The sequence below is a fragment of the Sorangium sp. So ce124 genome, from assembly GCF_051525235.1.
In the GTDB taxonomy this organism is placed as follows: domain Bacteria; phylum Myxococcota_A; class Polyangia; order Polyangiales; family Polyangiaceae; genus Sorangium; species Sorangium atrum.
The window spans coordinates 4053609-4078657 of the sequence record NZ_CP150312.1; the positions used below are offsets into that span (position 1 = coordinate 4053609).

Here is a 25049-nt window from a genome sequence, read left to right on the forward strand (position 1 = left end):
GGGCCGACCGCCCACTAGGCGGCTTGTTCCCAGACCTTCCTTGACAGCGCGTCCTTGATCCACGCGAGGTGCCGCTGCTCATCGGCGTAGTTGCGCTCGATGATCGCGCGCGCCTCGGTCGTGAGCGACTCGTCCAGCGCGGCCTGGTACTGCCGGTTTGTGAGCTCCTCGTTGCCGCGCATGGCGAGGAGCGCGCTCTGGTCTCCCTGGCTCGTGATCGCCGTGAACCCTTCGATGAGCTTGCCCTTGAGGTCGCGGGTCTGTGCCGCGACGCCGCCGAGCGACGTCACATGCGCGGTCAGATCCACCACGTGGCGCGCGTGATCGTCCCTGAAGCTCGCGAGCCGCTCCTTGGTATGAGCGTGCTCGCACGCCTCGATGGCGCGGTCATAAGCGACGATCGCGTCGCGATCGAGCTGGATGAGGTCGTTGAACACCTCGAAGACGTCTCTCGCCATGATGGACACTCCTTCCGGGATCGCGCTCCGCTCGGACCCCCCCCGCCCACCACCTGGGGCATTTGCGTGGGGGCGCAAGCCATGCGCACGTCGTCGCCGGAACTTGTGGTCGCCGTCGGCGCGCTCGGCTCGGCCGGCGCTCGCGCGGCCGCTGGCGGCCGCGTCGGGCGGCCCGGCATCCCGATCGGCCCGGCAACCTCGACCTGGCACGGACCGTGAAGGCCGTTGGGAGAAGGGAGATGGGAGATGGGAAACCCTGACAGCTTCCGTGGACTGGCGCCGCCAGCGCAGGCGCCGCGGGGAGATGGGACGTGCCTATGAAATGCTCTCTTGGCTGCTCGATGCGCGCCGCGCTCGCGCTGCTCCTCGTCGCCTCCGCGGCCTGCGCCGAGGGGCTCGCGAACGCGCCCAGCATCAACCGCGAATGGACCCCGGACGACCGTGGGCAGGACGCCATCGCGAATGGCCCGCGCTCCTGCCCCAGGGAAGGCCCCGATCCGCTCTCACCCCCCGGTGAGCTGCGCGATATCTGTCCCAAGGTCACTCCGCCGAGGCTGCCCAACGCCGCCGCGTCGCCCTGAGCGCAGCCGTTTCGCGCGAGCAAACCTCGCTGCGTCCTCTGGCCTCACGCTCGCGCGCGCAGAAGCTCGCGGCGGGCTCCGTACACAGGAGGTCCTTCTGCGGTCGACCGCGTCGACAATCGACCACCCGGATGCGGCTGTGTCTGCCAGCGCAAAGGCAGAATGTCCCGGCTGAGGCGAACTGCCTCATGCAGAAGCGACGATCGCCCGGGCTCCGGTGTGTGCCTCTACGGCTCGGGCGCGCCAGCTCCCGCCGCGGCGCCCGCTGCGGCGGGGCGACTCCGCCGCTCGCCCGCAGGGCACTCGTGGAGCCCGGCGCCCGCTGCGTCGACCGTGAGCTGGGCTGTCCGGCGCTGCCGCGCGATCGGGATGGTGACGGGCTCCTCGATGAGCTCCGGCGCCAGCGCGCCGCGGGCGGGGATGAAGCGCGGCTCGCCGGGCTTGCGATCCTCGGCCACCTTCCACGCGCGCGGCACCTTCCTCAGCCCGACGGGGTAGAGGGTGAGCCCCTCGCGGTGGACGTGAATCCGCAAGAAGTTCTTGTAGTCCTGGATCCGGAGCGCCGAGAACGCTTCGTTGCCGTGGCGCCGCGCGACGTTGAGCGAGATCAGGAGGTAGAGGCCCATGATCGTCGACCCGACCACGGCGCCGGTGGCGCCGACGAAGAGCGTCACGCCGAGGAGGCTCCACATGGACGGGAGGTCCTGGACGTCGACACCGAGCAGCGCGCCGCCGAGGTGCGCGAGCCCCAGCGCCGCCGCGAGGTGCGCGAGCGCGTGGAGCGAGCCCGCGAACCGGCGATACCAGGTCTTGTAGGTGTCCGTGAAGACGATGAACACGAGCACGACGACGAGGACCCACCCCACGGCCCCCGGCCCGGGACGGGGCAGCGTCAGGGAGGAGAGCATGTAGACGAAGGCGGCGGCAGGCCAGAAGCCGAGGTTGTGCCAAGCGAACGAGAGGTTGCGCCAGGCGAGCCGGCGCGACTCCGACTCTGACGGAAACGAGGCACGCAACATATAAGGGCGCTGGTCGGTGCCCGCGCCGGAGCGGACGACGGTGACCGGCTCGCCGTGGGTCGGGTGCAGGAACGCGCCGCCGCCGCCGGCGATGACGTTCTGCCGGCCATCCGCGGACTCGTGGCGGCGATAGTGGTGCAGATCTCCGGCGATGCGCGCGACGATCTCGACCCCGGGCCGCGCGTCGGCGAGCTGCTTCTCGAAGAAAGCGAGGTTGCTCTGGAGCTCTGGGTTGTAGATGGCGCCTTTCACCCAGTCGGGCTCGGCGGTGCAGAGGATCACGCGGTCGCCGTCGCGCATGTCGTGCGTCGCCAGCTTGCAGAAATACTCGATCTGCGGCTGGTCGATGTCGGACTCGAGCTGGATGTCGACGCCGAGCAGCCAGAAGCCGTGGGGCAGCTTCAGCGCGAAGTAGCTCCGCGACTGGAACGTCTTCCAGGCGCCGAGCGTGCGCTTCTGGCCGAAGAGGCGCATGAAGCTCATCAGCCCGTCGTACCAGTCGTGGTTGCCTGGGATGGCGAACAGGTGCGGCGCCTCCGTCACATCGGCCTTCGGGAGCGCGGCCGCGTAGGGCTCGACGAGCCGCGTCCAGTACGCCTGACGCGTGGCCGAGGGGTACACCTGGTCGCCGCCCATGATGAGCACCTCTCCGCGCCTCGTCTCTCGGCCGCCGAGCGAGAGGACCGGTCGCGCGAGGAGGCTGGCGATCGCGTAGGTGGGGTTGAAGCCATCGCCCGTGTCCGCCACGTAATCGATCCAGAGCTCGTCGCGCACGACGCCGTTTCGGACGGCATAGTCGAAGGGCGGCTGCGGCCCCGCGATCGCCTCGAGGAGGCGGAAATCGTCGCGCGCGCCCATCAGGCGGGAGACCGTCATGTCGAGCGCGGAGCGGGCCAGCTGGAAGGGGCTGTACCAGCAGGTCATGAGGCTCCGCTGGAGCGCCGCGAGCTGCTCGCGATCCGGGCGATCGATCATCCGTCCCTCCGCTCAAGGGAGGTTATCACCGCCGGAGCGCCGCGTCGCCTCGCCCGAGCGCCTCAGCGCGGCACGACGACGTCGTGGGCACTCACGCTAGGCGAGATCACCGCCCTCCTTGAGGCAGCCGGCGAGCTCGCTGAGGAGCTTGTCGGTCGCCTCCAGACCGCTCGTGAAGGCTTCTCCCTCCTTGGCTCGGCGGGTGAGCCGCATGTCGGGCGAGAGTCGGTAAGGTGAGCTCTTCGGCTGGACCAGCTTGAGCACCTTGGCATGATCGAGCGGGGTGTCCTCGCGCAAGTGCAGCGTGACCCCCTTGGCGCTCGCCTCGCATGCGAGCGCCTTCAGCCGGCGCAGCTCGGTCTTGAGCCGCATGAGGTGCACGAACCGGCGCGCCTCGAGCGGAGGCGGGCCGAAGCGATCCTCCATCTCGACCGCGAGGTCCTGCACGTCGTCGGTCGAGGCGGCACCGGCGAGCCGCTTGTAGAGGGAGAGGCGTACGCCTACGTCGGAAATATACTCTTCTGGCAGAAGCGCGTCGGCATCGAAGGAGAGCTCGGTGTCGACGTCGTGAACCACGGGCTCGCCGCGCAGCTCGTGGACGGCCTCGTCGAGCATCTGGCAGAAGAGCTCGAAGCCAACCTGGGCGACGGTGCCGCTCTGCTCGGCGCCGAGGAGGTCGCCGGAGCCGCGCAGCTCCAGGTCGAGCGAGGCGATCTGGAAGCCGGAGCCGAGCTCGGTGTGGCGCTCGAGGGCCTCGATGCGGGCGCGCGCCTCGTCGGTCATGGCGTTCGGGGGCGGGACGATGAGGTAGCAGTAGGCTCGCTCCTTGGAGCGGCCGACGCGGCCGCGCAGCTGGTAGAGCTGCGAGAGGCCGAACATGTCGGCGCGGTCGATGAGGATGGTGTTGGCGCGGGGGATGTCGAGCCCGCTCTCGATGATGGCGGTGGCGCAGAGGACGTCATAGCGCCCCTCGACGAAGTCGAGCATCGCCTGCTCGAGGTTCTGCTCGCTCATCTGGCCGTGGGCGACGCAGATGCGGGCGCTCGGGACGAGCTCGGCGAGGCGGGCGGCGCGCTCGTAGAGGCCCTCGACGCGGTTGTAGACGTAGAACACCTGGCCGCCGCGGCCGAGCTCGCGGAGGACGGCCTCGCGGAGGACGGCCTCGTCGTGGCGGGTCACCACGGTGCGGATGGCGCGGCGATCGATCGGGGGGGTCGTGATGATCGACATGTCGCGGAGGCCGGAGACCGCCATCTGGAGGGTGCGGGGGATGGGGGTGGCCGAGAGCGTAAGGACGTCGACGTTGGTCTTGAGGGCCTTGATGCGCTCCTTGTGGGTGACGCCGAAGCGCTGCTCCTCGTCGACGACGAGCAGGCCGAGCCGCTTGAAGTGGACGTCCTTGGAGAGGAGGCGGTGAGTGCCGATCACGACGTCGACGCTGCCGTCGCGGAGGCCGCGGGAGACGTCGTCCTGCTCCTGCTTGGTCTGAAAGCGGGACATGGCGCGGACCTCGATGGGGTAGGAAGCCATCCGCGATCGGAAGCTGAGGTAATGCTGCTGCGCGAGCACCGTGGTTGGGCAGAGGACGGCGACCTGCCTGCCGGCGTTGGCGGCGCGGAAGGCGGCGCGGATGGCAACCTCGGTCTTTCCGAACCCAACATCGCCGCAGACGAGGCGGTCCATCGGGCGGCCGGACTCGAGGTCGGCCGCAACCTCGGTGATCGCCCGGGCCTGGTCGGGCGTCTCGTCGAAGGGGAAGGTCGCCTCGAAGGCGCGGTAATCGTCGTCTGGCGGAGGGACGGGCTCCGCCGTGGCGGCGCGGCGCTCGGCGTAGAGGCGGAGGAGCTCGTCGGCCATCTTGCGGACGCTCTTCTCGACCCGCGCCTTCGTCTTGGCGAATGTCTGCCCGCCGAGCCGGTCGAGCTTGGGGGCGCCCTCGCCGCCGCTGAATTTCTGGATCTGGTTCAGGCGGTAGACCGGGAGGTAGAGCTTGTCGCCCCCGGCGTACTCGACGGCGATGAGATCGACCGTGGTTGAGCCGACCTGCTTGTGGACGAGGCCAAGGTACCGCCCGATGCCGTGCTCTACGTGGACGACGTAGTCCCCGACGCCCAGATTGCGGAGGTCCTCGAGGAAGGCCTGCGACGGCTTCGTGGAGGAGGAAGCGGCGCGTGCGGCGCGGCGGTGAGCGCGGGCACCGAAGATTTCCTCCTCTGTGACCAGCGCGAGCCCCTCGGCAGGAGCGATGACGCCGCGCGCAAGCGAGCCCGTTACGACGAGGGCCGTGTCGCGCGGAGACGCGGAGCTGCTGCCATCGAAGAACGCGGGGTCGAACGGACCGAGGTTGGCCTTCACCCGCACGTCGCGATGGCGGAGCAGGGCGACGAGGCGCTCAACCTGGGTCTGCGCGCGTGCGGCGATGAGCACTCGTAGGCCCGCTTCTTGCCATGCGACCACGCGACGAACGAGCGGGTCGAGGGCGCCGTGCTTGCCGCGTGAAGCACGGGCGATCTTGATCGCGCGCTCGAGGTCCGACTGATCGCGCGTCGCAAGCGATGGGACGTCCTCAGGGACGACCTCGAAGCGCTCCAGCGAGTTCCGATTTTCCGCAGCACCCTCAACCCCGGTGCGGTGCAGGGCAAGCACCGTACGGGCGCCGAGCCACGAGGCAATGTGCACCTCGTCCTCGTAGAAGGCGGCCAGCGGGAAGTGCGGCTCACGGTCCTTGTGGCTCCGATCGGCCGCGGCGCGACCGAGCTCGTCGCGCACGGCGGCGGTGACGGAGGAGGGGTCCTCTAGGACGATGAGCGCGTCGTCGGGCAGGTACGACGTGAAGGAGACGAGGTCGATGAAGGCAGGCAAGTAGCCTTCGGCCCCGAAGAAAGCGCGACCGCTCGCGACGTCGTCGACCAAGGCGCGCGCCTTGGTCGAGGGGAAGTCGATGACGTCACACGCGGCGCGCACCCGCTGGCGGGCTCGCTCGACATTTGCAGGCGTGAGGATCGCCTCGCGCGCCGGCGGGATCCAGACCTCCTTCACATCGGCGACCGTGCGCTGGTCGTCGGGGTTGAAGGTCTTGATCGATGCGACGATGTCTCCGTAAAAGTCGATGCGCACCGGCAGCTCGGCGGAGGGCGCCCAGACATCGAGGAGGGCGCCGCGGACGGCGAATGTCCCGGGATCTTCTACCAGGGGGCTGCGGACGTAGCCGGATGCACCCAGGCGGGCCGAGAGCGCGTCGCGATCCATCTCCTGCTCGGTGATGACGAGCTCGGCGTGTTCGGTGATCTCGTCCCTGGGTACGACCTTGCGGGCGAGCGCGGTGATGGGGCAGACGAGGACCGACCAGGGAAGGTCCATGCCGAGGTGGAAAAGCGTGGCGAGGCGTGTCTGGGCGCCCCGGCGGTCCGGGTTGACATCCGCGTAAGGGCTGGCCTCGTTCGGCAGGTAGAGAAGGACGCGGCCGAACGTGGTCGAGCCGGCGGCCTCGGCGTCATCGGCGTCCCGGTCGACCAGCAGGAACGACGCGTCGGCTGCCAGAGCGCGGGCGCTGTCGACGTCGGGAGTGAGGGCGATGATCCGGCGCCCGGCGGCGGCCGCGACGAGGCGACGGATGACGAGTGCGCCGGCCGAACCGGCCGAGCCTGTGACATGACGGGTGCCAGGTGGCGCCGCGGCGAGCTCTGCGGCGAGCTCACGGGGCGTGATGACCCGGCGGTCTGCCGGGAGGTCGAACGACGGGAGCGGCTCGAAGTCGGCCGGCGTGGAGGCGGGCGGGCCGCTGGTCCCGGTATCGTTCGAAGCACTGTCGTCGACGTGGCCTGAGAGCTCGGCGATCGTGGCGCTGAGCGGGGAGCTCGAGGTGGAGGTGAGGGAGCGCTCGGGGGGCATCGGCGCAGCGCGGTCTAGCATGGGCGGAGCGATTCGACCCGCCGTTGTTTTCGCGACCTGACCGTGGTTCGCGCCGCGCAGGTGCCACCCTGCCGTGCTGCGGCCGGGAGCGCAACCACAGCGTGCTGGGAGTGTATCGCGTGGACGTCGTAGGAGGGGGCGCTACACGACGGGTACTTCAGATCGGCCCCGGTCCTGAATGGCCTCTAGTCACGACGGTAATGTCGACTCTCGACTCCACGCCGGCATTTCGACCGCTCGGACTCTGCTCACGCCGAGCCTGGTATCATCGAGCGAACCGAGCTGGCGAGCGGGCGCGCCTGCCGGCCAGCCGAATCGCCCGACGTAGTGCATGAGTCAAGCCCTGGAGGAGAACGAATGTGTGGTCCTGCCGTTGCCTGCAATAACGCCGTGTCGTACTCAGGTCTCGGTAGTGTTGCGCGGCAGGTGAGCTGATATCCCAGGTTTCGGCTTTTGAAATGCTCTGGTACCAATGTGTGCTGGTCCTGCATCTATGCGGCCGCTGGCTCGCCCTCGTTAACGGTGACACCGTGGAACACGCGCATCCACCACGTTCCCGCAGGGAAGGTTACGCTGCGAATACCTGCGCGCCATTGATTGATCGAATGTCGGTATGCGATGCGAAAGGCGTGAACGGCAGCGATGGCGGCGTTCTGTGCGCCTGCCTGTCTGCGGCCGACCGCGAATGTTGGATTGAGATCGCGAAGTGGTTCGACGCTCGTTGCTCGCTTGTAAGGAGAAATGTTCCTCGCGCGCGCAGCCCCCAGGAAGCCAAGCCTTTGTCGTTGCAGGGTAGTGCGAGCCTGTCTCTCGTGTAGATCGATCCTTTCGGTGATCTCGTGGCGAAATTTGTCAGCGTCGCAGTCGTTGATTGACGGCGGAAGTGTGATCGCAAGTGCTGCGTCGGTTGGCCATTCGTGGTTCCGTGGATTGAAGTATATTTCAGGCCTTTGGACCCGCAGCACGGCGCGGCCGATGTCGCCGACGAGCACCTTGGCTCCTGGCCACTCATACGCATGCTGTACGAGACCAGCAGCGACCGGATTGGCGAGTGTGTAAGCGATCTTCTCCACCAGAGCGTCCCGTGTTGCTAGCCGTACCACGCTGGTTGCTCGATGGTCCCACACCGGCCCTTCCCACGCGCGCAAGATCTTGGTCCCGAGAGCGACAAGCCGATGGAATCTCTGTAGAAATCGTGGGAGCTCGCCGTGTGTGTCTGTGACAACGATATGAATGTGCGTGGACATTACGCAGAGGGCGTGTATGAGGATACCATAGCGGTGGGCCGAGACCGCCAGGGTATAGATCACGAGCCGTGTGATCGCGGAGTCGGGGCGGAAGAGAAAGTGCCTTCGCAGTACACGGCGGGTGAGAAGATACGTAGCGCCGGGGACGATCGCACGAGGCTGGCTCATGTCCGACGGGTATGTCAAGCGCCGTGCCGGACTCGAAGTCCGCCGATTTTTGAAGATTTTGGTGATTGAACGGGTGGCGGCCGCCATCCACTCCGCCACCTTCCGCCACCCAGTGGTCAGGTCGGGGGGGCAGGGCAGAGTGCAACGTAGCTCGGTAGACGGGGATTGCTCGAAGGCCATGGCGGCGATGCATCGTGGGTCGGTAATAAAACAAGAGCTCAACAGCTCTACAGGTGGACCCCGCCTCCTAGCGATACCCCCCACGTTGTTGCCCCTCGCTGCCCGGTCACCCCGGACGGCGCATCCAGGTTGACGGCAACCTGGGAGCGTACGAACACCCGCCAACCCAGGTGAGGGCCCCGCGGGTGAGGGCCCCGCGGGTGAGGGCCCCGCCGCAGATACGGAGGTGGCCTTCGCCGCTGCACGCCGTCTTGCGGACCTCGTCCTCCCCGTCCGTCCATCCGAGCCGACCGCCTCCCAGGCGGGCCACGACCGCGGCGGCCCCGGGCGCCGCGCCTGAGCCGTCCGCCCAGGCGCGTTCAGGCGCCAGAGCGCTTGCAGGACGCTCCGCGCGCGACGCACCGGCTCCTGGCGCACGGCTCGCCGGCGAGGACAAAAGGGAAAGCGCGTCGGCGCGCGCCTTCGCGCCGGGCGCATACCTCGCGCGGCGCGGGGCTTGCGCTGGAATTGTGCGAGACCGAGACCGACCCCAGCACATCGCGCCCGGTCGCCGGCCAGGCCGCCCAATGTCGGAGAAATCGGCACGTCCTGCGAGCTCGCGGCATCTATCTGGGTTCGGAGGTGTTATGCGCGCGCGACGCACGGTCGCTTGGTTGCTCAGCGGGGGGCTCCTCACCGCCGGCGCCGGTTGTGGCAGCGACGAACCGGAGATGCTCGGCTCGGCGCGGCTCGCGGCCGTCGCGAGCGCCGACCGCACCGTGCACGCGCCCGATGCGCTCGGCGCCCAGCACCAGGCCGCGATCGCCGCCAACGCGGACGCGAGCATCCTCGTCGCGACCTACACCGATCCGCGCGGCGCCCTCGCAGATCCGATCAGCCTGTCCGGCGTCGCGCGCTCCGCCGACGGCGGCAGATCCTTCGCCGAGGTCCTCGGCCCGAACGGCGTGGGCGCGCTGCCCTCGGCCGCCGGCGGGCGGGTGCTCGGCGCCCCCCGCGTCGTCCACGATCCGACGCGCGACGTGTTCGTCAGCTCCTCCACCTACGTCCGGCCCACCGACGGCCTCCAGGGCCTCTGCATTCATGGCTCGAACCCCGGCAGCACGGCCGGCTCCTCGTGGTCCGCACCGGTCGAGGTGGCTCCCGCGTTCGTCGCGGGGGAGAGCGCCGAGCAGGCCTCCATCGACGTCAACGCGGCGACCGGGCGCCTCTCCGTCACCTGGGTTCAGCGCGGCGGAGCGTCTCCGAGGATCCTCTACAGCCACTCCGACGATCTCGGCCACACCTGGTCGCCCGCGGCCACGATCGCCCAGGCGCCTGCAGGCGGCGATCTCGACGGGCCGAGCGCGCGCATCCTCCCCGGGGCGACCGACCGGGACTCGGTCGTCTACGCCGTCTTTCGCGCCATCGAGCCGGGGACCTCGCTGCGCAACATCGGTTGCCGCCGTTCGATCGACGGAGGCGTCACCTGGGAGCCGCTCACCCTCCTCGACGAGGCCAGCTACCCCGCGGAAGACCAGATCCTCGGCGTCGACCAAGGAAGGAGCGCCCCGTCGATCGACGTCGACCAGGCCACGCGGCAGGTCTACGTCGTCTATCAGCGGAGCGGCGCCCGCGGGACAGGGGACATCGCGCTGCGCTCCTTCACGGAGCAGTGCACCGCAGGCCCCGCTGTCCTCCTCAACAGCAATCCAGGGCGCGATCGGGCCCAGTTCTTCCCCTTCGTCGCCGTCGACCGAACGACCGGCACGGCGCACGTCGTCTACTACGACCAGGATGTCGAGAGCTCGGGCGACATGACCGAGATCGTCCACACCGCCTCGAGCGATCAAGGCGCCTCCTTCAGCCCACCTGCGGCGATCTCGGACCACCCCTTTCACGCGGGCCACGGCAACGACGCCTCCCGGCAGAACCTCGGCGACCGCATCGGCGGCGTGGCGCTCGCCGGCGAGCTCTACAGCGTCTTCAGCATGACGGCCACCCCGCCGAGGTTCGACGAGGGGCAGCCGTCGTCGACATCCCTGATCGCGCCCAACGTCCACCTGGACGTCCTCGACGAGCTCGCGCGCGTCCCGCCGCTGCGCGCGGCCGGCACCCGGATCGCGGACACCGCGTGCGGCGCCCTCGCGAACGAGCGCATCGATCCGGGGGAGCTCGTCGACGTCGGCGTCTACCTCGAGAACTACCTCGCCAACCCGATCTCCGGCAGGACGACCGTCTCGCGGATCACCGCCACGCTGTCGACGGAGACGCCCTCCGTGACCATCGTGAGGGCGAGCGCGCTCTACCCCGATATCGAGCCTCTCCGCACCGTCGCGGGCGACGCGCCGTTCGTGCTCAGGACGGCCCGGGACTTCGTTCCGGGAACGCCGATCGACCTGACGCTCACGGTGAGCTCGGCTCAGGGCACGGTCGAGCTGCCGATCCAGCTCGAGACGGGCTCGCCGGGCGCCGCGGAGGTCCTCCTCCGCGAGGATTTCAACGCCGCGAGCGCGCCCGCGCTGCCCTCCGGCTGGCAGTCGGTGCGCGCCGGCGGGTCGGCCTCCGCCTCGCCGTGGATCGTCGCGCAGACGCTGACGCCCGGAAACAACGCGGCATTTCACGACGAGGAGGCGGCGACGTCGCTCGTCGCGCTGGTGGCGCCCGCCGTGACCATCCCGGAGAGCTCCGGGAACTCCTACGTCACGCTCGACTTCGATCTCACCTACGAGCTGGAGGACGATCCGCAAAAGCTCATCCAGGCGTTCGACGGTCTGACGCTGCGCGTGGAGGATCTCACGGCTGGCGCCGCGCCCCGGGCGGTCCTCGCGGAGGCGTTCGCCGAGCGGATCACCACCGGCGGGAGCCACCACTTTCCCAAGCACCTTCCGGCCCGCGACGACCCGGACTACCTCGAGGATAACGCGGTATGGTCCGGCAGCTCCAGCGGGAGCAAGCACGTGTCGATCCGCTTCCCTGGCGCGGGGTTACGCGGGCGGACCGTGAGGCTCCGATTCGACTACACGCAGGACGACAGCCGGGTCTGCACGGATATCGGGCGCCCTGGGCCGTGCGGCGTCGCGGTCGACAACATCGCGCTCGCGGCGGTGCCGGTCGTGTCCGGCGCCTGCGGGGCGGACCTGGCCATCACCCAGGCGGCCGCGCCGGATCCTGTGTCGCCGGGCGCGCAGTTCACGGTGACGATCGACGTCGCCAACGAAGGGCCGGGCGACGCGAGCGACGTCGTGGTGTCGTCCGCGCTGCCCGCCGGGGCGAGCCTCGTCAGCGCCGCGGGGACCGGCTGGACGTGCGATCCGGCCGGCGAAGAGCTCGTGTGCCGGCGCGCCTCGCTCGCCGCACGGGAGAGCTCGTCGATCGCGGTCACCCTGGTCGCGCCCACGCTCGCGCCGCGCACGGTCAACGAGGAGATCGAGGGCACGGCGAAGGTGAGCTCCAGCGACTACGATCCGGCGCCGGAGAACAACGAGAGCGGCGTGCGCATCGACGTCTCCGTGCCGGCGCGCCTGATCTGCTATCTCACGGTCCTCGGCGAGCGCATCCCCCGCGAGGATCTCGCCTATACGGCGCTCATCAGCAACACGGGGGGGCGCGTGCAGCACGACAACGCAGGGTTCGAGTTCGTTGACGTGCTCCCGCCCGAGCTCCTGCTGGAAGGCGCGTTCGCGGACAGCGGCGCGGTCTCGGCCGATCCCACCACCAACACGGTGGGCTGGGACGGCGAGGTCGAGCCGGGAGAGTGGGTAGTGCTCACGATCGAAGCGATCCTCCTTCCCCTGACCGATGGACTCGTCGTCACGAACCAGGGCACGCTGTTCTTCGACGCGGACTCGGACGGCGTCAACGAGTCGAGCGCGATGACCGACGAGCCCCTGTTCGCCGGCGCGGCCGATCCGACGGTGCTCATGGTGAGGCCCGCCATCTGCGGCGATGGTGAGCTCGGGCTAGGCGAGGAGTGCGACGACGGCAACCTGCGCAACGGGGATTGCTGCTCGGATCTGTGCACCGCCGAGCCGCCGACCACGATCTGCCGCATCGCGACCTCGCTGTGCGATCCAGGGGAGTATTGCGACGGCGCAGGGAGCTGCCCCGCGGACGTGAGCCTGCCGGACGGCGCCAGCTGCGATGATTTCGATGTTTGCAATGGCAGCGAGGTCTGCTTCCAGGGACTTTGTCTGAGCGACCTCCCGCTCGACTGCGATGACGGGGATCCGACGACCACGGACGAGTGCCATCCCTTCTTCGGCTGCCGGAACACGCCGAGCGGCGCCACGGTGGGAGGGGTCGGAGGCGGAGACGACGGAGGAACTGCAGTCGGCGCAGGCGGCAGCGGAGCAGGCGGCAGCGGAGCGGGCGGCAGCGGCCCAGGCGGCAGCGGAGCAGGCGGCAGCGGCCCAGGCGGCAGCGGAGCAGGCGGCAGCGGCCCAGGCGGCAGCGGCCCAGGCGGCAGCGGCCCAGGCGGCAGCGGAGCTGGCGGCAGCGGAGCAGGCGGCGGCGGCGCGGGCGGTAACGGCGCTGGCGGCAGCGGTGCGGGCGGCGGCGGCGACGCCGGAGGACCGGCCGAGGGCGCAGGAGGCAGGAGCGACGGCGCCGGCGGCGATTGCTCCACCGATGCCGGCGGGGCGGGCGGCGCTGGGGTCGGCGGTGGTCGAGATGCGGCGGGTGGGGGTGGGGAAGGGGGAGGAGGCCAATCCGACGGAGGAGCGCCCCCGGGCCAATGCTGCTGTTTGAGCATCAGCTGCGCGTATACCGCCATGGGCGGTGAGACCAGGCACGCGCCAGGAGCGGCCCGCGCGCTCGCGCTGTGCAGCGTCCTCGTGGCGCTCGGCAGCGCGCGCCGCGCTCGCCGCCGTCGCTGCTGACGGCGGCGCCCCCGCGCCCTGCGATCACCTGTAGACGAAGACCCCCTTCAGGTCCTCGGTCTGCGAGATGGGCGTGCCGTCCTTCTTCGAGGTGGTCCTGAACTGGTAGATCATCCCTGGGATCAGCGCGGGACCGTCGTACTCGACAGAGACGCTCTCGCTCCCCGTCATCCTGGGCACCTCCAGGTTCTCCCAGATCTTCGCGCCGAGCGCGTCGAACAACCGCACCTCGTACAGATCTTCGCTGGAGTCGTCCTCGAAGACGAACGTCGGTGTCCCGCTCACCTCCTCCAGCGCGCTCGCGCCGGGCGAGACCACGCCGATCGCGCCCGTCACCTTGAACGACTCCTGGACCATCAGGTCCTGGCCGGAGACCGTGATGCGCACGATCTCGGTCCCGCCAATCGACGTGTCAGGATCTCGCACGAGCGCATCGTCCTCGAACGCGGCGAGGACCACGTAATCGCCGTCGGGGACCCCGGCGATAGAGAAGTCGCCGGTGACGTCGCCTTGCCGGAGCCCTCGCGGGGTCTCGCCGCGCGCGGTCGCCTCGTCAAAGGTATCGGCCACGACGAGGATGACCGAGGTCGCGCTCCCGCCTGGAGCATTCACGATCTCGACCTTGCCGCTCACCACCGCCGTGGCGTCTCCGGTCGCGTGAAGATCCACGCCCGTCGTCTCCTTGCCGGCGCTGACGGTCGCGCTCGCCGTGTCGAGCGCGAGGCCAGCGGCATAACCGTTCACCGTCACGTCGCCCGCAGCCACGTTGTAGATGGTGTAGCTGCCGTCGAGATCGGCCGCGCCGGTGGCGCCGCCCGCGACGAGCAGCGTCCCGCCGGGCTGGTCGGCGTGGACGACCCCGGAGATGGAACCGAGCCCATCGCTGTCCGAGAGCGGCAACAGCGAGATCTCCGTCGCCGCCGACTCGATCGCGAGCGGTTTGCCCGCTGCGGTGGAGAGGTCGATGGGCAGCGCGACCCGCGGCGCCTTCGGGAACGTCTCGTAAGCCTGCGCGTCGGCGCGCAGCGTGATGTTGGCCTCGACCGGAGCGCCGCTCAGATCGCGCCGCGCGGGCACGACGAGCTCATAGGTCCCGTCGGCTCCGGTGACCGCCACCCGGGAGATCACCGCGTCGCTCGGGTCCCGGGCGAGCACGCGCGCGCCCGCGACGGCCTTGTCGTCGAGCGAGTCGTAGACGCGCCCCCTCAGGGTCACCGGCTCGAAGCAAGCGGGCTGGGCGCCCTCCACCTCCTCGCACACCTGCGGCGCGGCGCACCCTGTCTGTTCGGCCACCGAGCAGCTCTGCGGCTGACCCTCGTCGTCGCCGCCGCACCCCATCCCCATCAAGGCGCACAGCAATCCAACAGATATCGAGCGCATCACCATCGACTCGTCTCCTTTCGAACCTGTCTTGTCGCCGCAGGCACGGCTCTTCAGCCCGTGAGCGGCCAGCGCCGCGGCCTGCGATCTCGCCGCCGCTTCAAGCAGGGGCAGTGAATCACGCAGGCGCGGCGGGCGCCGAGCAGGGGGAACACATCCCTCCCGGTTCTTCTATGTCTTTCGTGGTTCGATCCCTGTTCTCGAATCCAGGGAGAACCCGGGCCAGCGCTGGGCTAGTTCAGGATGACCTGGCAACAGCCGGTGATGCAGTAGTAGCCTGCGGCACAAGGCTCTTGGCCGGCGAGCCCGCACGGCTGCACCCCCGTTGCGCACTGGCCTTGGGGCCCACCGCTGGGCCCGCCACCGCTGCCTGTCGCATCTCCGCCGCCGCCTGTCGCGGCTCCGCCGCCTCCACCGCCGACGCCGCTCCCTGCGCCGGTGCCGGACTCGAAGCAGTCGTCTGGCAGCTTGTCCTTGCCGAGGCACAGCTCGCAGTGGCCGCACTCGTTCAGGCAAGCATCCACGGGCGTGCAGGGCTCGCAGCGGGTCGGGTCGGACTCGTGGCCGCGCGAGCAGGAGCCTTCACCGGTGCCATCGGCGTCGGAGCCGAGCCAGACGTACTTGCCGCCGCCCGCCGGCAGCTCGCAGCAGCCGAAGCAGTCGCAGCCGTTCGGCGTGAGAGGACCGCAGATCGTATGGCAGGTATCGGACTGCTCGTCGTTGAGATCGCTGCAGCTCTTGCCCTCTGCGCCCGGCGTCGAGGCCCGGCTGTCATAGGCGCACATCGTCCCGTTGTTCGACTCCGGGTGAAACCCGGGTGCGACCTCGTGCTCATCGCACTTGTGGTTCCAGTGGCAATCGTCGTTGCCGGAGCCGGAGTCCTGGTCGAAATAACAGTCGACGGTACACGCCGGCCCCGCCTGGCCGGGGATCCCGCCGTAGTAGCTGCCTTCGGTGTTGTCGCACGGGCCGAGGCAGTCCGGATCCTGCGCGTCGAGGAGCCCGTCGCCGTCGTTGTCGATGAGATCCCCGCACTCGTACGTCTTGCCCTGACACTTGACGATGCTCGTCGGGGTCGCCACGCCTCCGCCCGCAGCGCCGGTGCCGGCCCCTCCGCCGCTCGCGCTGCCGCCGCCGCTCGCGCTGCCACCACCGCTCGCGCTGCCACCACCGCTCGCGCTGCCGCCGCTCGCGGTGTCGCCTCCTCCCGCGCCGCCGGACGGGGCGGCGCCGTCAACGGTGCTGTCGCTGCAGCCGGCGCTGAGGGTGAGTCCAAACAGGGCGGTCACCAACGAGAGAGAGAGAGAGAGAGCTAGGCGCATGGTGTCTCCAGAGGTGGCTCAGGCGCTCCCGCCCGCAGCGCGAGCTGCGGAGCGGGGATACCGGCGCGTTCATCCGGAGTAGTTCCGCCGCGGTCAGGTCACGGCTCAGAAAAATGACCGATCGCGAAAAAAACGCGGAGCCATCGTGAAGCCGGCGTGCGGTCCTGGGGTGATGACCCACGTTGTGCTCGCAGTTTCCGCTTCTCTTTCAGGTAGCCACCGAGCGGGCACGCTCGGCGTTCACATGGGGCCGCGTGGCCGCTGCGCGCCGGGATCGCGCGCAGCGGCGGTCACGCTGCGTGATCGCGCCGCCGGCGGGCGCCCAGGCCCAGCGCGCCGGCGAGGAGCGCCACGAGGCCGACGAGCGTACCGCCGCGCTCGCCTCGCTGCATCGCGCAGACCAGCCCGGACGAGACCTCCGGCTCCGTGGACCCGCCGCCGCTGCTACCCGCACCACCGCTGTCGTCGCAGGCGTCGCCGACCCCGTCGGCGTCGCCATCCCCCTGATCCGCGTTGGCCGTGAGCGGGCAGTTGTCGTCGCCGTCCGGGACGCCGTCGTTGTCGTCGTCCGCGTCATCGACGTCGCAGGCGTCGCCTTGATAGTCCTCGTCGTTGTCGGCCTGATCCGCGTTGGGCACGGAGGTGCAGTTGTCCTGCTCGTCCGGGACGCCGTCGTTGTCGTCGTCTTCCTCGCAGGCGTCGCCCTGACCGTCGCCGTCGCTGTCGGCCTGATCGGGGTTGTACTCCTCGTCGCAGTTGTCCGCCGCGTCGCTCAGGCCGTCTCCGTCCACGTCCTCGCAAGCGTTGCCCACGCCGTTGTCGTCGGCGTCCGTCTGATCGGGGTTCGGCACGTGCGGGCAGTTGTCCGTCTCGTCCGGTATGCCGTCCCGGTCGCCGTCGACGTCGGCCCCGAGGTCGCAGGCGTCGCCGCGGCGGTCGCCGTCGGCGTCGGTCTGATCCTGGTTGGGCACGTGCGGGCAGTTGTCCTCCGTGTCCACGACGCCGTCGTTGTCGTCGTCGTCCTCGCAGGCATCGCCGGTGCCGTCGCCGTCCGTATCTTCCTGGAACAGGTTGGACACGACAGCGCAGTTGTCCTCCACGTCGACGACGCCATCGTCGTCGCTGTCCGGATCGCAGGCGTCGCCGAGGCTGTCCCCGTCCGCGTTCTCCTGGCCAGGGTTCTGATCCGCAGGGCAGTTGTCCTCTGCGTTGCGCAGCCCGTCGCCGTCGGCGTCGATGTCGGGCTCGCAGAAGTCGCCGATGCCGTTGCCGTCGCTGTCCTCCTGGTTCGGATTGCGCGTGGCAGGGCAGTTGTCGCAGAGATCGCCGATCTTGTCGTCGTCTCTGTCCTGCTGGAGCGAGTTCGGGACGTCGCGGCAGTTGTCGACGTCGTTGTCGATGCCGTCGCCGTCGTCGTCGCCGGCCTCACAGACGTCGCCGGTGCCGTCTCCATCGGAGTCCATCTGATTGGCGTTCGCCGTGAAAGGACAGTTGTCGTCGGCATCCAGGACACCGTCGTTGTCGTCATCGTCGTCGCAGGCGTCGCCGGTGCCGTCCGCCTCCGCATCCGACTGGTCCGGGTTCATCGCGACAGGGCAGTTGTCGCAAGCGTCGCCGACGCCGTCGGAGTCCGAATCCAGTTGATTCGGATTGGCGACGGACGAGCAGTCGTCGCACGCATCGCCGACCGCATCGCCGTCGGCATCCGCCTGGTCCGGATTCTGGGTGTGCACGCAGTTGTCCTGGGAATCCACGACCCCATCCAGATCGGTATCGGGGTCCTCCGCCCACCCCGTGGCCGGCAGGATCAGCCCGAACAGGCCCGCCAAGAGCCCCACCGACAACCGTCGCCCGCGCGACCGCACGCCCCTCGTCCCCGCACGTTTCATCGCGCCTCCGTCCTTCATGGCCTTCATGGCGACAGCTTGGTCACGAACACGTCCGTGCCCTCGCCTCCCTCGATCCGCTTTTCGCCGAACGTCACCTTCCCGGTGAACGCGCCGGTCACGTAGACCTGCCTGTCGCTGTCGATGGCCACGCTCGTCGCCCGGTCCGCGCCAGCGCCGCCGAAGCGGTGGCTCCACTGGTAGCCGCCGTCCGGATCGAGCTTGGCCACGAACACGTCGTCGTCTCCCGCGCTCGTCACCGAGCCGTCCGCCAGCGTCGTGTCTCCGCGGAACCCCCCCGCCACGACCACGTACCCCGCGCCGTCGACGAGGAGCTGACCCAGCGACGCGCCGTCCTCGCCGATCACCCGGCTATAGATGTGCTCGCCCTTCGAATCGAGCTTGGCCACGAACACCGCCGGGTGCTCTCCGGCCGTCCGAGGGCCCCCGCCGAGATCGATCGTCGCGCCGAACTCCCCGCCCACGATCACGTTGCCCGCCCCGTCCACCGCGACCGCCTTGGCCCGCTGCGGCCCCGCGTCGCCGAAGCGCTTGCTCCAGCGGTGCTTGCCGAGCGCGTCGAAGCTCGCCACGAACACATCGAAATCCCCGGCGCTCTCCAGGGGATCGCCGCCGAGATCGAGCGTGCCGGCGAAATCTCCGACCACGATCGCGTTGCCGCGCTCGTCCATCGCCACGGCGCGGGCCTGCTGATCGAAGCCGTCGCCGAACCGCTCGCTCCAGAGCGGCGCGCCGTCGGCGTCGAAGCTGGCCAGGAACACGTCGCTGCCCCCGGCGCTCTCGAGCCGGTCCTCGCCGACGTGCAGCGCGCCCGAGAAGCGCCCGGCCACGACGAGGCGCCCCGTCGCCGTCGTCGCCACGCTCGTCGCCGCCTGGAAGCCGATGCCCCCGAGCGGCTGCAGCCACAGCTCCTGCCCCTCCGCGTCGAGCCTCGCGACGTAGCCGTCTCGCCCGCCGGCGCTCGTCCGCGGCTCGCCGCCGAACTCCAGCGTGCCGGAGAACTCCCCCGCGACCAGGAGGCCCTCGTTCCCGTCCGGCACGAGCGAGTTCACCGTCTGCGGATCGAACGCACCGAAGCGCTTCAGCCCGAGCCCCGACCCGTCGCTCGCCGAGAGCCGCGCCCAGAAGACGTTCTCCTCGCCGATCGGGGTCACGCTCTCGTCGTCGAGGGCCACGTCCTCCGCCTTCGTGAGCCTGCCGAGGAGCGCCGCGGTGCGGTCGTCGGCGACGGCCACGTTCGCCCCCGCACGCTCTCCGTCGCCCCCGAGCGCGCGCGCCCACTGCACCTCGCCGCCCGACTGCGGCGCGCCGCCGCCCTCGCCGCCGGCCCCCGCGGGGGTCGACAGGCTGAGCTCGGGAGCGCAGCCGAGCGCCGCAGCGCCGAGCGCCGCAGCGCCGACCATCACGACGCCGAGCGCCGCGCCGGCTGTTGTTGCCGGGTAGAACCGCCGCACCCTCATCAGAACACCCCCTGCCACACCACGCCCTGCGTCGTGGGCGTCGCGATCGGAACGAGCGACGACGCCCGCTCGCCGCCCGCCCTGGGCCGCAGGAGGATGCCGCCCAGCGCCGCGCCCACGCCGGCGATGCCGACCGCGCCGAGGGTCACCGAGAGCCCCAGGCTGCGGTTCCACCGCGCTCGGAGCGCCTCCATGCTCTCGAAGTCGTGGACGGTCCGGTCGCATACGGACCCGGGGCACTCCTCCTCGACCCGTGCCCGCGCGGCCATGTGGTCGACAGCGAACACCGCGCTGCCCGCGAGCGCCGCGAGCCCCACGCCGCCCGCCGTCCATGCCCACAGCGGTACCGGCGCGCGGGGCTCCGCCGGCGCATCCGCGGCCGACAGCTGCCCTCCGCCCACGTTTGCACCCATGCTCCCACCTGCGGCCGCGCCTGCCTTCGGCTCGGTCGAGGGCCCCGGCACGAGGCGGATGCGGACCTCCACCGGCGCGCGCTCCGCCTGCTTCAGCGTGACCTCGCGCCGCCCCGTCTGGAAGCCCGGCGCCGTCACCACCACCTCGTGGCGACCGGGGTTGAGCTTGCGCGGGTAGGGGAGCGCCGCGCGGGGGATCGGCTGGCCGTCCACGCGCGCCTCGATCTGGTCCAGCGGCGCGCCCTCGACCCGCAGCTGGAGCGACGGGATGCGCGCCTCGAGCTGCTCGACCATCGTCGCGGCGGCCGCCCGCGCCTGCGTGAACACCGGCGGCTCGTCGCTCCCGAGGGGCAGGTGGACGACCTCGTACGCCGTCTCCCGGGCCTCGATCAGGCGACCGAGCGCCTCGTCGGCGCGCGCGAGATCGAGCCCCGTCGTGGGGGCGCGCACGAGCGCATGGGCCGCCTGGAAATCCTCGCGGGCGCCGGCGACGTCCCCCGCGTCGCGCTTCTTGCGCCCCTCGATGAGGAGCGTCCGCGCGGTTTGACGATCCGCCGCCGAGGGCTCGGCCCGCGCCGGAAGCGCCCCGGCGACCGAGAGGACAGCCAGGGCTATGCCTGCGGCGCGGGAGGCACGGGGGCGCAACAATTTCATCTCATCACCAAGCCGCCCGGGACTGTCCCGGACTACTCGATCATGATCGCACGCCGCTCGCGCGGGGGTCAACTACGCCAGCGCGCGCGCATCGTGCTCATGGGCCCATGGCGCGCGCATCGCGTATGGCGTCGATCACGTCGATCACGTCGATCACGCACGTCCATCCACATCCATTGCGCTCACCGGTTGTTGGCGTTCGCGACTCGCTCCGTTCACGTGGCCGGGCGACTCTGCGGCAGCGGCACGGCGGGCGTCGGGCCGGCGACCCCCTCCCGCTCCTTCGGCGGCGAGATGGATCCTCCTGCGCTGAGCGGCGCCTCGCTCGGCGCGATCGGCGCGAGATCGGCCGTCGCCGGGCCTCGGAGGACGCGGCCCACGGCGTCGAAGCGGGCGCCGTGACAGCGGCAGTCCCAGCTGCGCTCCGCGGAGTTCCACGAGACCACGCCGCCGAGGTGCGTGCACATCGCCGACATCTCGTGGAGCTGCCCTTGCGGATCCCGGTAGACGGCGAGCTTCTTCAGGCCCCTGCGCACGACGGCGCCGGCGCCGGGCGCGATCTGCGCCACGTCATCGACATCGCCCTTGCCGAACCATGAGGCGTACTGGCACGCGACATTGAGGTTCTCCTTCGCGTACTCGGAGACGGCGGCCAGGCGCAGGTTGACGCGGGTGGGATCGAAGAGCGACGCCATCCGGCTCTCGCGGCCCTGCACGAGGTCGGAGATCACGAGGCCTGCGATCGTCCCGTGCGTCATGCCGTTGCCACAGTCGCCCGTGGCGATGAGGATCCTCGATCCCTTCTTGACGCGACCGATGTACGCGAGGCCGTCGACCGTCTCCATCACCTCGCCGGACCAGCGGTGCAGCACCTCGCCGGCCTGCGTGAAGCGCTCTCTCGCCCACGCCTCGAGCCGCGCGTGGCGCTGGTCCGCGTCGCTGGCCTGTCCGGTCTTGTGGTCCTCTCCTCCCACGAGGAGCACCTCGTCCGGGCCGTCCGCGCCGTTGATGTTGGCGAGGCGGACGTAATGGAACGGTTCGGCCGTGTCCCAGTAGAGCCCCGGCGGGACGGCGCCCCGGGGGATGCGCAGGCCGACGACGTAGGTCCGGTAACCGGCTTGCTTCAGGTGCACGGCGATGCGCGGAATGAAGGGGGAGTTCGTGGCGAGCACGGCCTCGCCGGCGATCACCCGGTGCCCGCGGGCCGTCCTGACGACGACCTCGTGAGGAACGGCGCCCTCGTCGACGTCGACCACGTGCGCGAGCGTGTAGAGCTTGCCGCCGTCGCGCTCGATCGCCCGCGCGAGCCCCGCGAGGTACCTGCGGATATGAAACTGCGCTTGATCGGGGAAGCGGACCGCGGGTCCCGTATCGAAATCGAGCAGCGGCGCGCGGTCGACGTAATGAGTGGAGCCGAGCCCGGCGCGCTGCGCGGCCTCGAGCTCGTCCCGGAGGGCGGCCGGGGGCGACCCCGGGGCCGCGAAGAGATAGCCGTGGACGCGCCGGAAGTCACAGTCGATCTTCTCTTCCGCGACGATCCGCTCAATCGTCTCGATGGCCGTCGTGTGGCTCCTTGCGGCGAGGCGCAGGCGGCTCCTGCTGTGGAGCTTCGTGAGCGAGGCCCAGCGCCGATCGAGCGCGTGCGTGATGTGCGCGGTGGTGAGCCCCGATTCGCCCCCGCCGACGGCGCCGTTGTCGAGGACGACGACGCTCTTGCCGGCCTTCGCGAGGAGATATGCCGTCGTCAGCCCGGCGATCCCCGCGCCGACGACGCACACGTCCGCCTCGTGGTCGGTCGCGAGGGGGGTCATCGGAGGGATGACGGCGTGGGTCCAGGCGGTGTTCTTATCGTAGGCTCGCTCTGTCATAGGCGCTCCGCGTCTGGAAGCCGAGGGCTTTCACCTGGCGCTTCGTCTCGGTGATCGGTCGTGTGGTCCGCTGCCCGGGAGGCGTGATGATCTGCGGCACCGGACGCCGCGGACACGGCCTCCATGGCCGCCGCGCCGCCGGCGCGCGCGGGGGGACGCGCGCCGGCGGCGCTCTTCGTTCGCGCGCGAACGCGCGCTCGGGTGAGCTCGTCAGGCCCTTCTCACCACGCCGACCTCCCGCGCGCCGACGCTTGCCCGCGCGGCGCTTGTCGCCGCTGCACGCGAAGCGCGCGAGCGCAAAGAGAGCCGTGGCGCTCCGGAGCCAAGCCACCCACATCGCTCGCGGGACAATGCAGATCGCGTACCGCGCCCACCGCCGCCCGGCGCGGCACGTATGTCGGAGGTGCCGCGGGGTTCACGGTGAGGCATTCTGCCACGATGAGGCAAACGTGCGGCGCGCAGCGTGCGTCCGAGCCCATCGCGGCCAGCGTGCAAGAGAACGGTTGGTCAGCGGGGGCGCCGTCCCGGCGAGGCGCGCCGTCCACGCGGGACGCGTCGTTCCGGCGGATCCACGGGTAGCCGATCGTTGCCACGAATCCGTCGCGACAGCTGCTTGATTCGATCCGCGCGCACGCGTACTTGACGTCCACGACACAGCAGACTGAGGACGTTCGACAGCCCACAGCGAGGGGGGGCCGGACCAGCCTTGGCTCCACCGAGCGCCCGTGGCTCGGGCTCTTCGTCGGGATATGGAGGATTGATGAAAGCGCACTTCGTGACGAAAGTGGCTCGGATTGCTCTTCTGACGAGCATGGGACTTCCCCTGGGCTGCGATGGCTGCGACTCGGAGCCCGAGGACGGCGCCACCTCGTCGGCGAGCGGCGTCGGGGGCGCCGGCGGGCAAGGTGGCGAAGGCGGCGCCGCTGGGCAGGGCGGGGCCGGCGCCGGCGGCGGGCAAGGCGGTGAAGGCGGCGCCGGCGGTAGCGGTGGAGTCGGAGGCGCCGGCGGGCAAGGTGGCGAAGCGGGCGCCGGCGGCAGCGGTGGAGTCGGAGGCGCCGGCGGCAGCGGTGGAGTCGGAGGCGCCGGCGGGCAAGGTGGCGAAGCGGGCGCCGGCGGCAGCGGTGGAGTCGGAGGCGCCGGCGGGCAAGGTGGCGAAGCGGGCGCGGGCGCATCAGGTGGAGTGGGGGGCGCGGGAAGCGGCGGCGCGGGCGGCGGTGGTGGCGGCGAGCCTCCGGCGTTCCTCGGAGATGCCCTGTGGGGGCGCGGCGCCGGCGAGGCCAAGAACGAGCGAATCGAGGCGATCGCGGCGGATCCGCACGAGAACGTCGTCCTGGTCGGCGGCTTCGAGACGGCGATCAACTTCGGCGGTGAGGCGGACGCCCTCGTGAGCGAGGGTGATCTCGACCTCTTCGTCGTGAAGCTCGACGCAGCGGGGGGCTACGTCTGGAGCAGGCGCTTCGGCGACAAGTCCGAGCAGGTTGCGTTCGCGGTGGCCACGGATTCGATCGGCAACGTCGTCGTCGCCGGGGAGTTCGAGGGAACCCTCAACTTCGGCGCGGACCCGAGCACGGCGCTCGTGAGCGCCGGTGGGAAGGACCTCTTCGTCGCCAAGCTCGACGCCGACGGCAACCACGTCTTCAGCAAGCGCTTTGGCGGCGAGCTCGACCAGGGCGCCACGGCCGTGGCCGTCACCGAGGCGGGCGAGATCGTCGTCCTCGGCATGGTCGACGGCAGCATCAATTTCAGCGAGGATCCCGGGACCGCGCTCGAGGGGAGCGGCGGTCCCAACGTCGTCGTCGCGAAGCTCGACGCCAGCGGCGGCCACCTCTGGAGCCGGCGATTCGGGTCCGCGGAGAGCTGGCAGCGCTTCCGCAGCGTCGCGGTCGGCGAGTCGGCCCTTTACGCGGCCGGCGCGTTCGGCGGAAAGCTCGAGATCGACGGCCACGTCGTGGAGAGCGCCGTCGACGGGTCGCGCGACGGCGAGCCGATCTACGGCATTGATGGGCTCGTCCTGCGGTTCGATCTCGCATCGGGCGGCCTCGCCTGGGCTCGGTCGCTCGGCGCCGCCGGCGAGCAGTTCGCCAAGTTCGTCAGCCTCGGGCTCGACGGCCATCCGGTCGTCCTCGGCAACTACAGCGCTCCGTTCCGCGTCGGGTCGACGGACATCGAGCATGCCGCGGTCGGGGAGTACGACCTCTACCTGGCCCGGCTCGACGCAGGGACGGGTGCGCCGCTCGCCGCCCGCGGGCTTCCCTCCGCGGGCGACGAGTTCGTCTGGGGCTTCTCGCAGGATCCCTGGGGCAACCACGTGCTGAGCGGTTACTTCACGGAGGCGCTCGAGCTCGGCGGGGCCCCGGTCGAGATCGAGCCGCCCGAGTCGGGCGATGCGTTCGTGGCGAAGCTCAGCCAGGACTTCTCCGAGGAGCTCTGGTCCGACGTCTACCACGATGGGGTCTTCTGCTTCGCCACGGCCCAGGCCGTCACCGGCAGCGGGAACACCGTCGCCGCTGGCCTCTTCCACGGCGAGCGCATCGAGCTCGGCGGAGGCCTCCCCGCCATCGAGCACAGCGCGCCTGCGGGCGACCGAAGCAACGCCGACGTCTTCCTCGTCACCCTGTCGCCGTGACGGCAGATCGGGCGCGCAGGGAT

At 70.5% G+C, this 25049-nt stretch carries 13 protein-coding genes; 3 read left to right on the forward strand and 10 right to left on the reverse strand.

Annotation, left to right across the window (positions count from 1 at the left end; all coding sequences use genetic code 11):
* Positions 1-14: 14 nt before the first annotated feature.
* Positions 15-458, reverse strand: a complete 444-nt coding sequence (locus tag WMF19_RS15415) for a ferritin-like domain-containing protein (RefSeq protein WP_437899790.1) — start codon at positions 456-458, stop codon at positions 15-17.
* 317 nt (positions 459-775) lie between these two features.
* Here WMF19_RS15415 and WMF19_RS15420 point away from each other — a divergent pair, with 317 nt between their 5' ends.
* A complete protein-coding gene (locus WMF19_RS15420; RefSeq protein WP_437899791.1) occupies positions 776-1039 on the forward strand; it encodes a hypothetical protein in 264 nt (87 codons plus the stop codon).
* Positions 1040-1266: 227 nt separating this feature from the next.
* Here the strand turns inward: WMF19_RS15420 and WMF19_RS15425 are convergent, their stop codons facing one another.
* The 3 genes from WMF19_RS15425 to WMF19_RS15435 form a co-directional block, all read right to left on the reverse strand.
* Positions 1267-3033, reverse strand: a complete 1767-nt coding sequence (locus tag WMF19_RS15425; protein ID WP_437899792.1) for a metallophosphoesterase — start codon at positions 3031-3033, stop codon at positions 1267-1269.
* A 96-nt stretch (positions 3034-3129) separates the two neighbouring features.
* Positions 3130-6945: a transcription-repair coupling factor gene (mfd, locus tag WMF19_RS15430; RefSeq protein WP_437899793.1), complete on the reverse strand. Its 3816-nt coding sequence runs from the start codon at positions 6943-6945 to the stop codon at positions 3130-3132.
* A 491-nt stretch (positions 6946-7436) separates the two neighbouring features.
* Positions 7437-8360 (reverse strand): transposase, encoded by a 924-nt coding sequence (locus WMF19_RS15435; RefSeq protein ID WP_437901633.1) that lies wholly within the window; start codon positions 8358-8360, stop codon positions 7437-7439.
* An 890-nt stretch (positions 8361-9250) separates the two neighbouring features.
* Here WMF19_RS15435 and WMF19_RS15440 point away from each other — a divergent pair.
* Positions 9251-13396, forward strand: coding sequence for a hypothetical protein (locus tag WMF19_RS15440; protein WP_437899794.1), 4146 nt, complete (start codon positions 9251-9253; stop codon positions 13394-13396).
* A 24-nt stretch (positions 13397-13420) separates the two neighbouring features.
* Here the strand turns inward: WMF19_RS15440 and WMF19_RS15445 are convergent, their stop codons facing one another.
* The 6 genes from WMF19_RS15445 to WMF19_RS15470 all read right to left on the reverse strand — a co-directional run bounded on the left by WMF19_RS15445 (position 13421) and on the right by WMF19_RS15470 (position 22400).
* Positions 13421-14776, reverse strand: coding sequence for a hypothetical protein (locus tag WMF19_RS15445; protein WP_437899795.1), 1356 nt, complete (start codon positions 14774-14776; stop codon positions 13421-13423).
* Between the two features lie 233 nt (positions 14777-15009).
* Positions 15010-16098: a hypothetical protein gene (locus tag WMF19_RS15450; protein WP_437899796.1), complete on the reverse strand. Its 1089-nt coding sequence runs from the start codon at positions 16096-16098 to the stop codon at positions 15010-15012.
* Positions 16099-16388: 290 nt separating this feature from the next.
* Complete coding sequence (locus WMF19_RS15455; protein ID WP_437899797.1) at positions 16389-18014, reverse strand: thrombospondin type 3 repeat-containing protein; 1626 nt, start codon at positions 18012-18014, stop codon at positions 16389-16391.
* Positions 18011-19465 (reverse strand): SBBP repeat-containing protein, encoded by a 1455-nt coding sequence (locus WMF19_RS15460; RefSeq protein ID WP_437899798.1) that lies wholly within the window; start codon positions 19463-19465, stop codon positions 18011-18013. The genes WMF19_RS15455 and WMF19_RS15460 overlap by 4 nt, the downstream gene beginning before the upstream one ends.
* Positions 19465-20532, reverse strand: a complete 1068-nt coding sequence (locus WMF19_RS15465; RefSeq protein ID WP_437899799.1) for a hypothetical protein — start codon at positions 20530-20532, stop codon at positions 19465-19467. Before WMF19_RS15465 ends, WMF19_RS15460 begins: the two co-directional genes overlap by 1 nt.
* A gap of 215 nt (positions 20533-20747) precedes the next feature.
* Positions 20748-22400 carry an FAD-dependent oxidoreductase gene (locus WMF19_RS15470; protein ID WP_437899800.1) on the reverse strand — a complete coding sequence of 551 codons (1653 nt, stop codon included), beginning with the start codon at positions 22398-22400 and terminating at the stop codon, positions 20748-20750.
* A gap of 811 nt (positions 22401-23211) precedes the next feature.
* On the opposite strand from WMF19_RS15470, the gene WMF19_RS15475 reads away from it, so the two are divergent.
* Positions 23212-25026: a PE-PGRS family protein gene (locus WMF19_RS15475; RefSeq protein ID WP_437899801.1), complete on the forward strand. Its 1815-nt coding sequence runs from the start codon at positions 23212-23214 to the stop codon at positions 25024-25026.
* Positions 25027-25049: the final 23 nt, after the last annotated feature.

Coding starts and splice junctions, on each gene's coding strand:
- WMF19_RS15415 (WP_437899790.1), bottom strand. CDS start 458: ATGGCGAGAGACGTCTTCGAGGTGTTCAACGACCTCATCCAGCTCGAT.
- WMF19_RS15420 (WP_437899791.1), top strand. CDS start 776: ATGAAATGCTCTCTTGGCTGCTCGATGCGCGCCGCGCTCGCGCTGCTC.
- WMF19_RS15425 (WP_437899792.1), bottom strand. CDS start 3,033: ATGATCGATCGCCCGGATCGCGAGCAGCTCGCGGCGCTCCAGCGGAGC.
- mfd (WP_437899793.1), bottom strand. CDS start 6,945: ATGCTAGACCGCGCTGCGCCGATGCCCCCCGAGCGCTCCCTCACCTCC.
- WMF19_RS15435 (WP_437901633.1), bottom strand. CDS start 8,360: ATGAGCCAGCCTCGTGCGATCGTCCCCGGCGCTACGTATCTTCTCACC.
- WMF19_RS15440 (WP_437899794.1), top strand. CDS start 9,251: ATGCTCGGCTCGGCGCGGCTCGCGGCCGTCGCGAGCGCCGACCGCACC.
- WMF19_RS15445 (WP_437899795.1), bottom strand. CDS start 14,776: ATGCGCTCGATATCTGTTGGATTGCTGTGCGCCTTGATGGGGATGGGG.
- WMF19_RS15450 (WP_437899796.1), bottom strand. CDS start 16,098: ATGCGCCTAGCTCTCTCTCTCTCTCTCTCGTTGGTGACCGCCCTGTTT.
- WMF19_RS15455 (WP_437899797.1), bottom strand. CDS start 18,014: ATGAAGGCCATGAAGGACGGAGGCGCGATGAAACGTGCGGGGACGAGG.
- WMF19_RS15460 (WP_437899798.1), bottom strand. CDS start 19,465: ATGAGGGTGCGGCGGTTCTACCCGGCAACAACAGCCGGCGCGGCGCTC.
- WMF19_RS15465 (WP_437899799.1), bottom strand. CDS start 20,532: ATGAAATTGTTGCGCCCCCGTGCCTCCCGCGCCGCAGGCATAGCCCTG.
- WMF19_RS15470 (WP_437899800.1), bottom strand. CDS start 22,400: ATGACAGAGCGAGCCTACGATAAGAACACCGCCTGGACCCACGCCGTC.
- WMF19_RS15475 (WP_437899801.1), top strand. CDS start 23,212: ATGGGACTTCCCCTGGGCTGCGATGGCTGCGACTCGGAGCCCGAGGAC.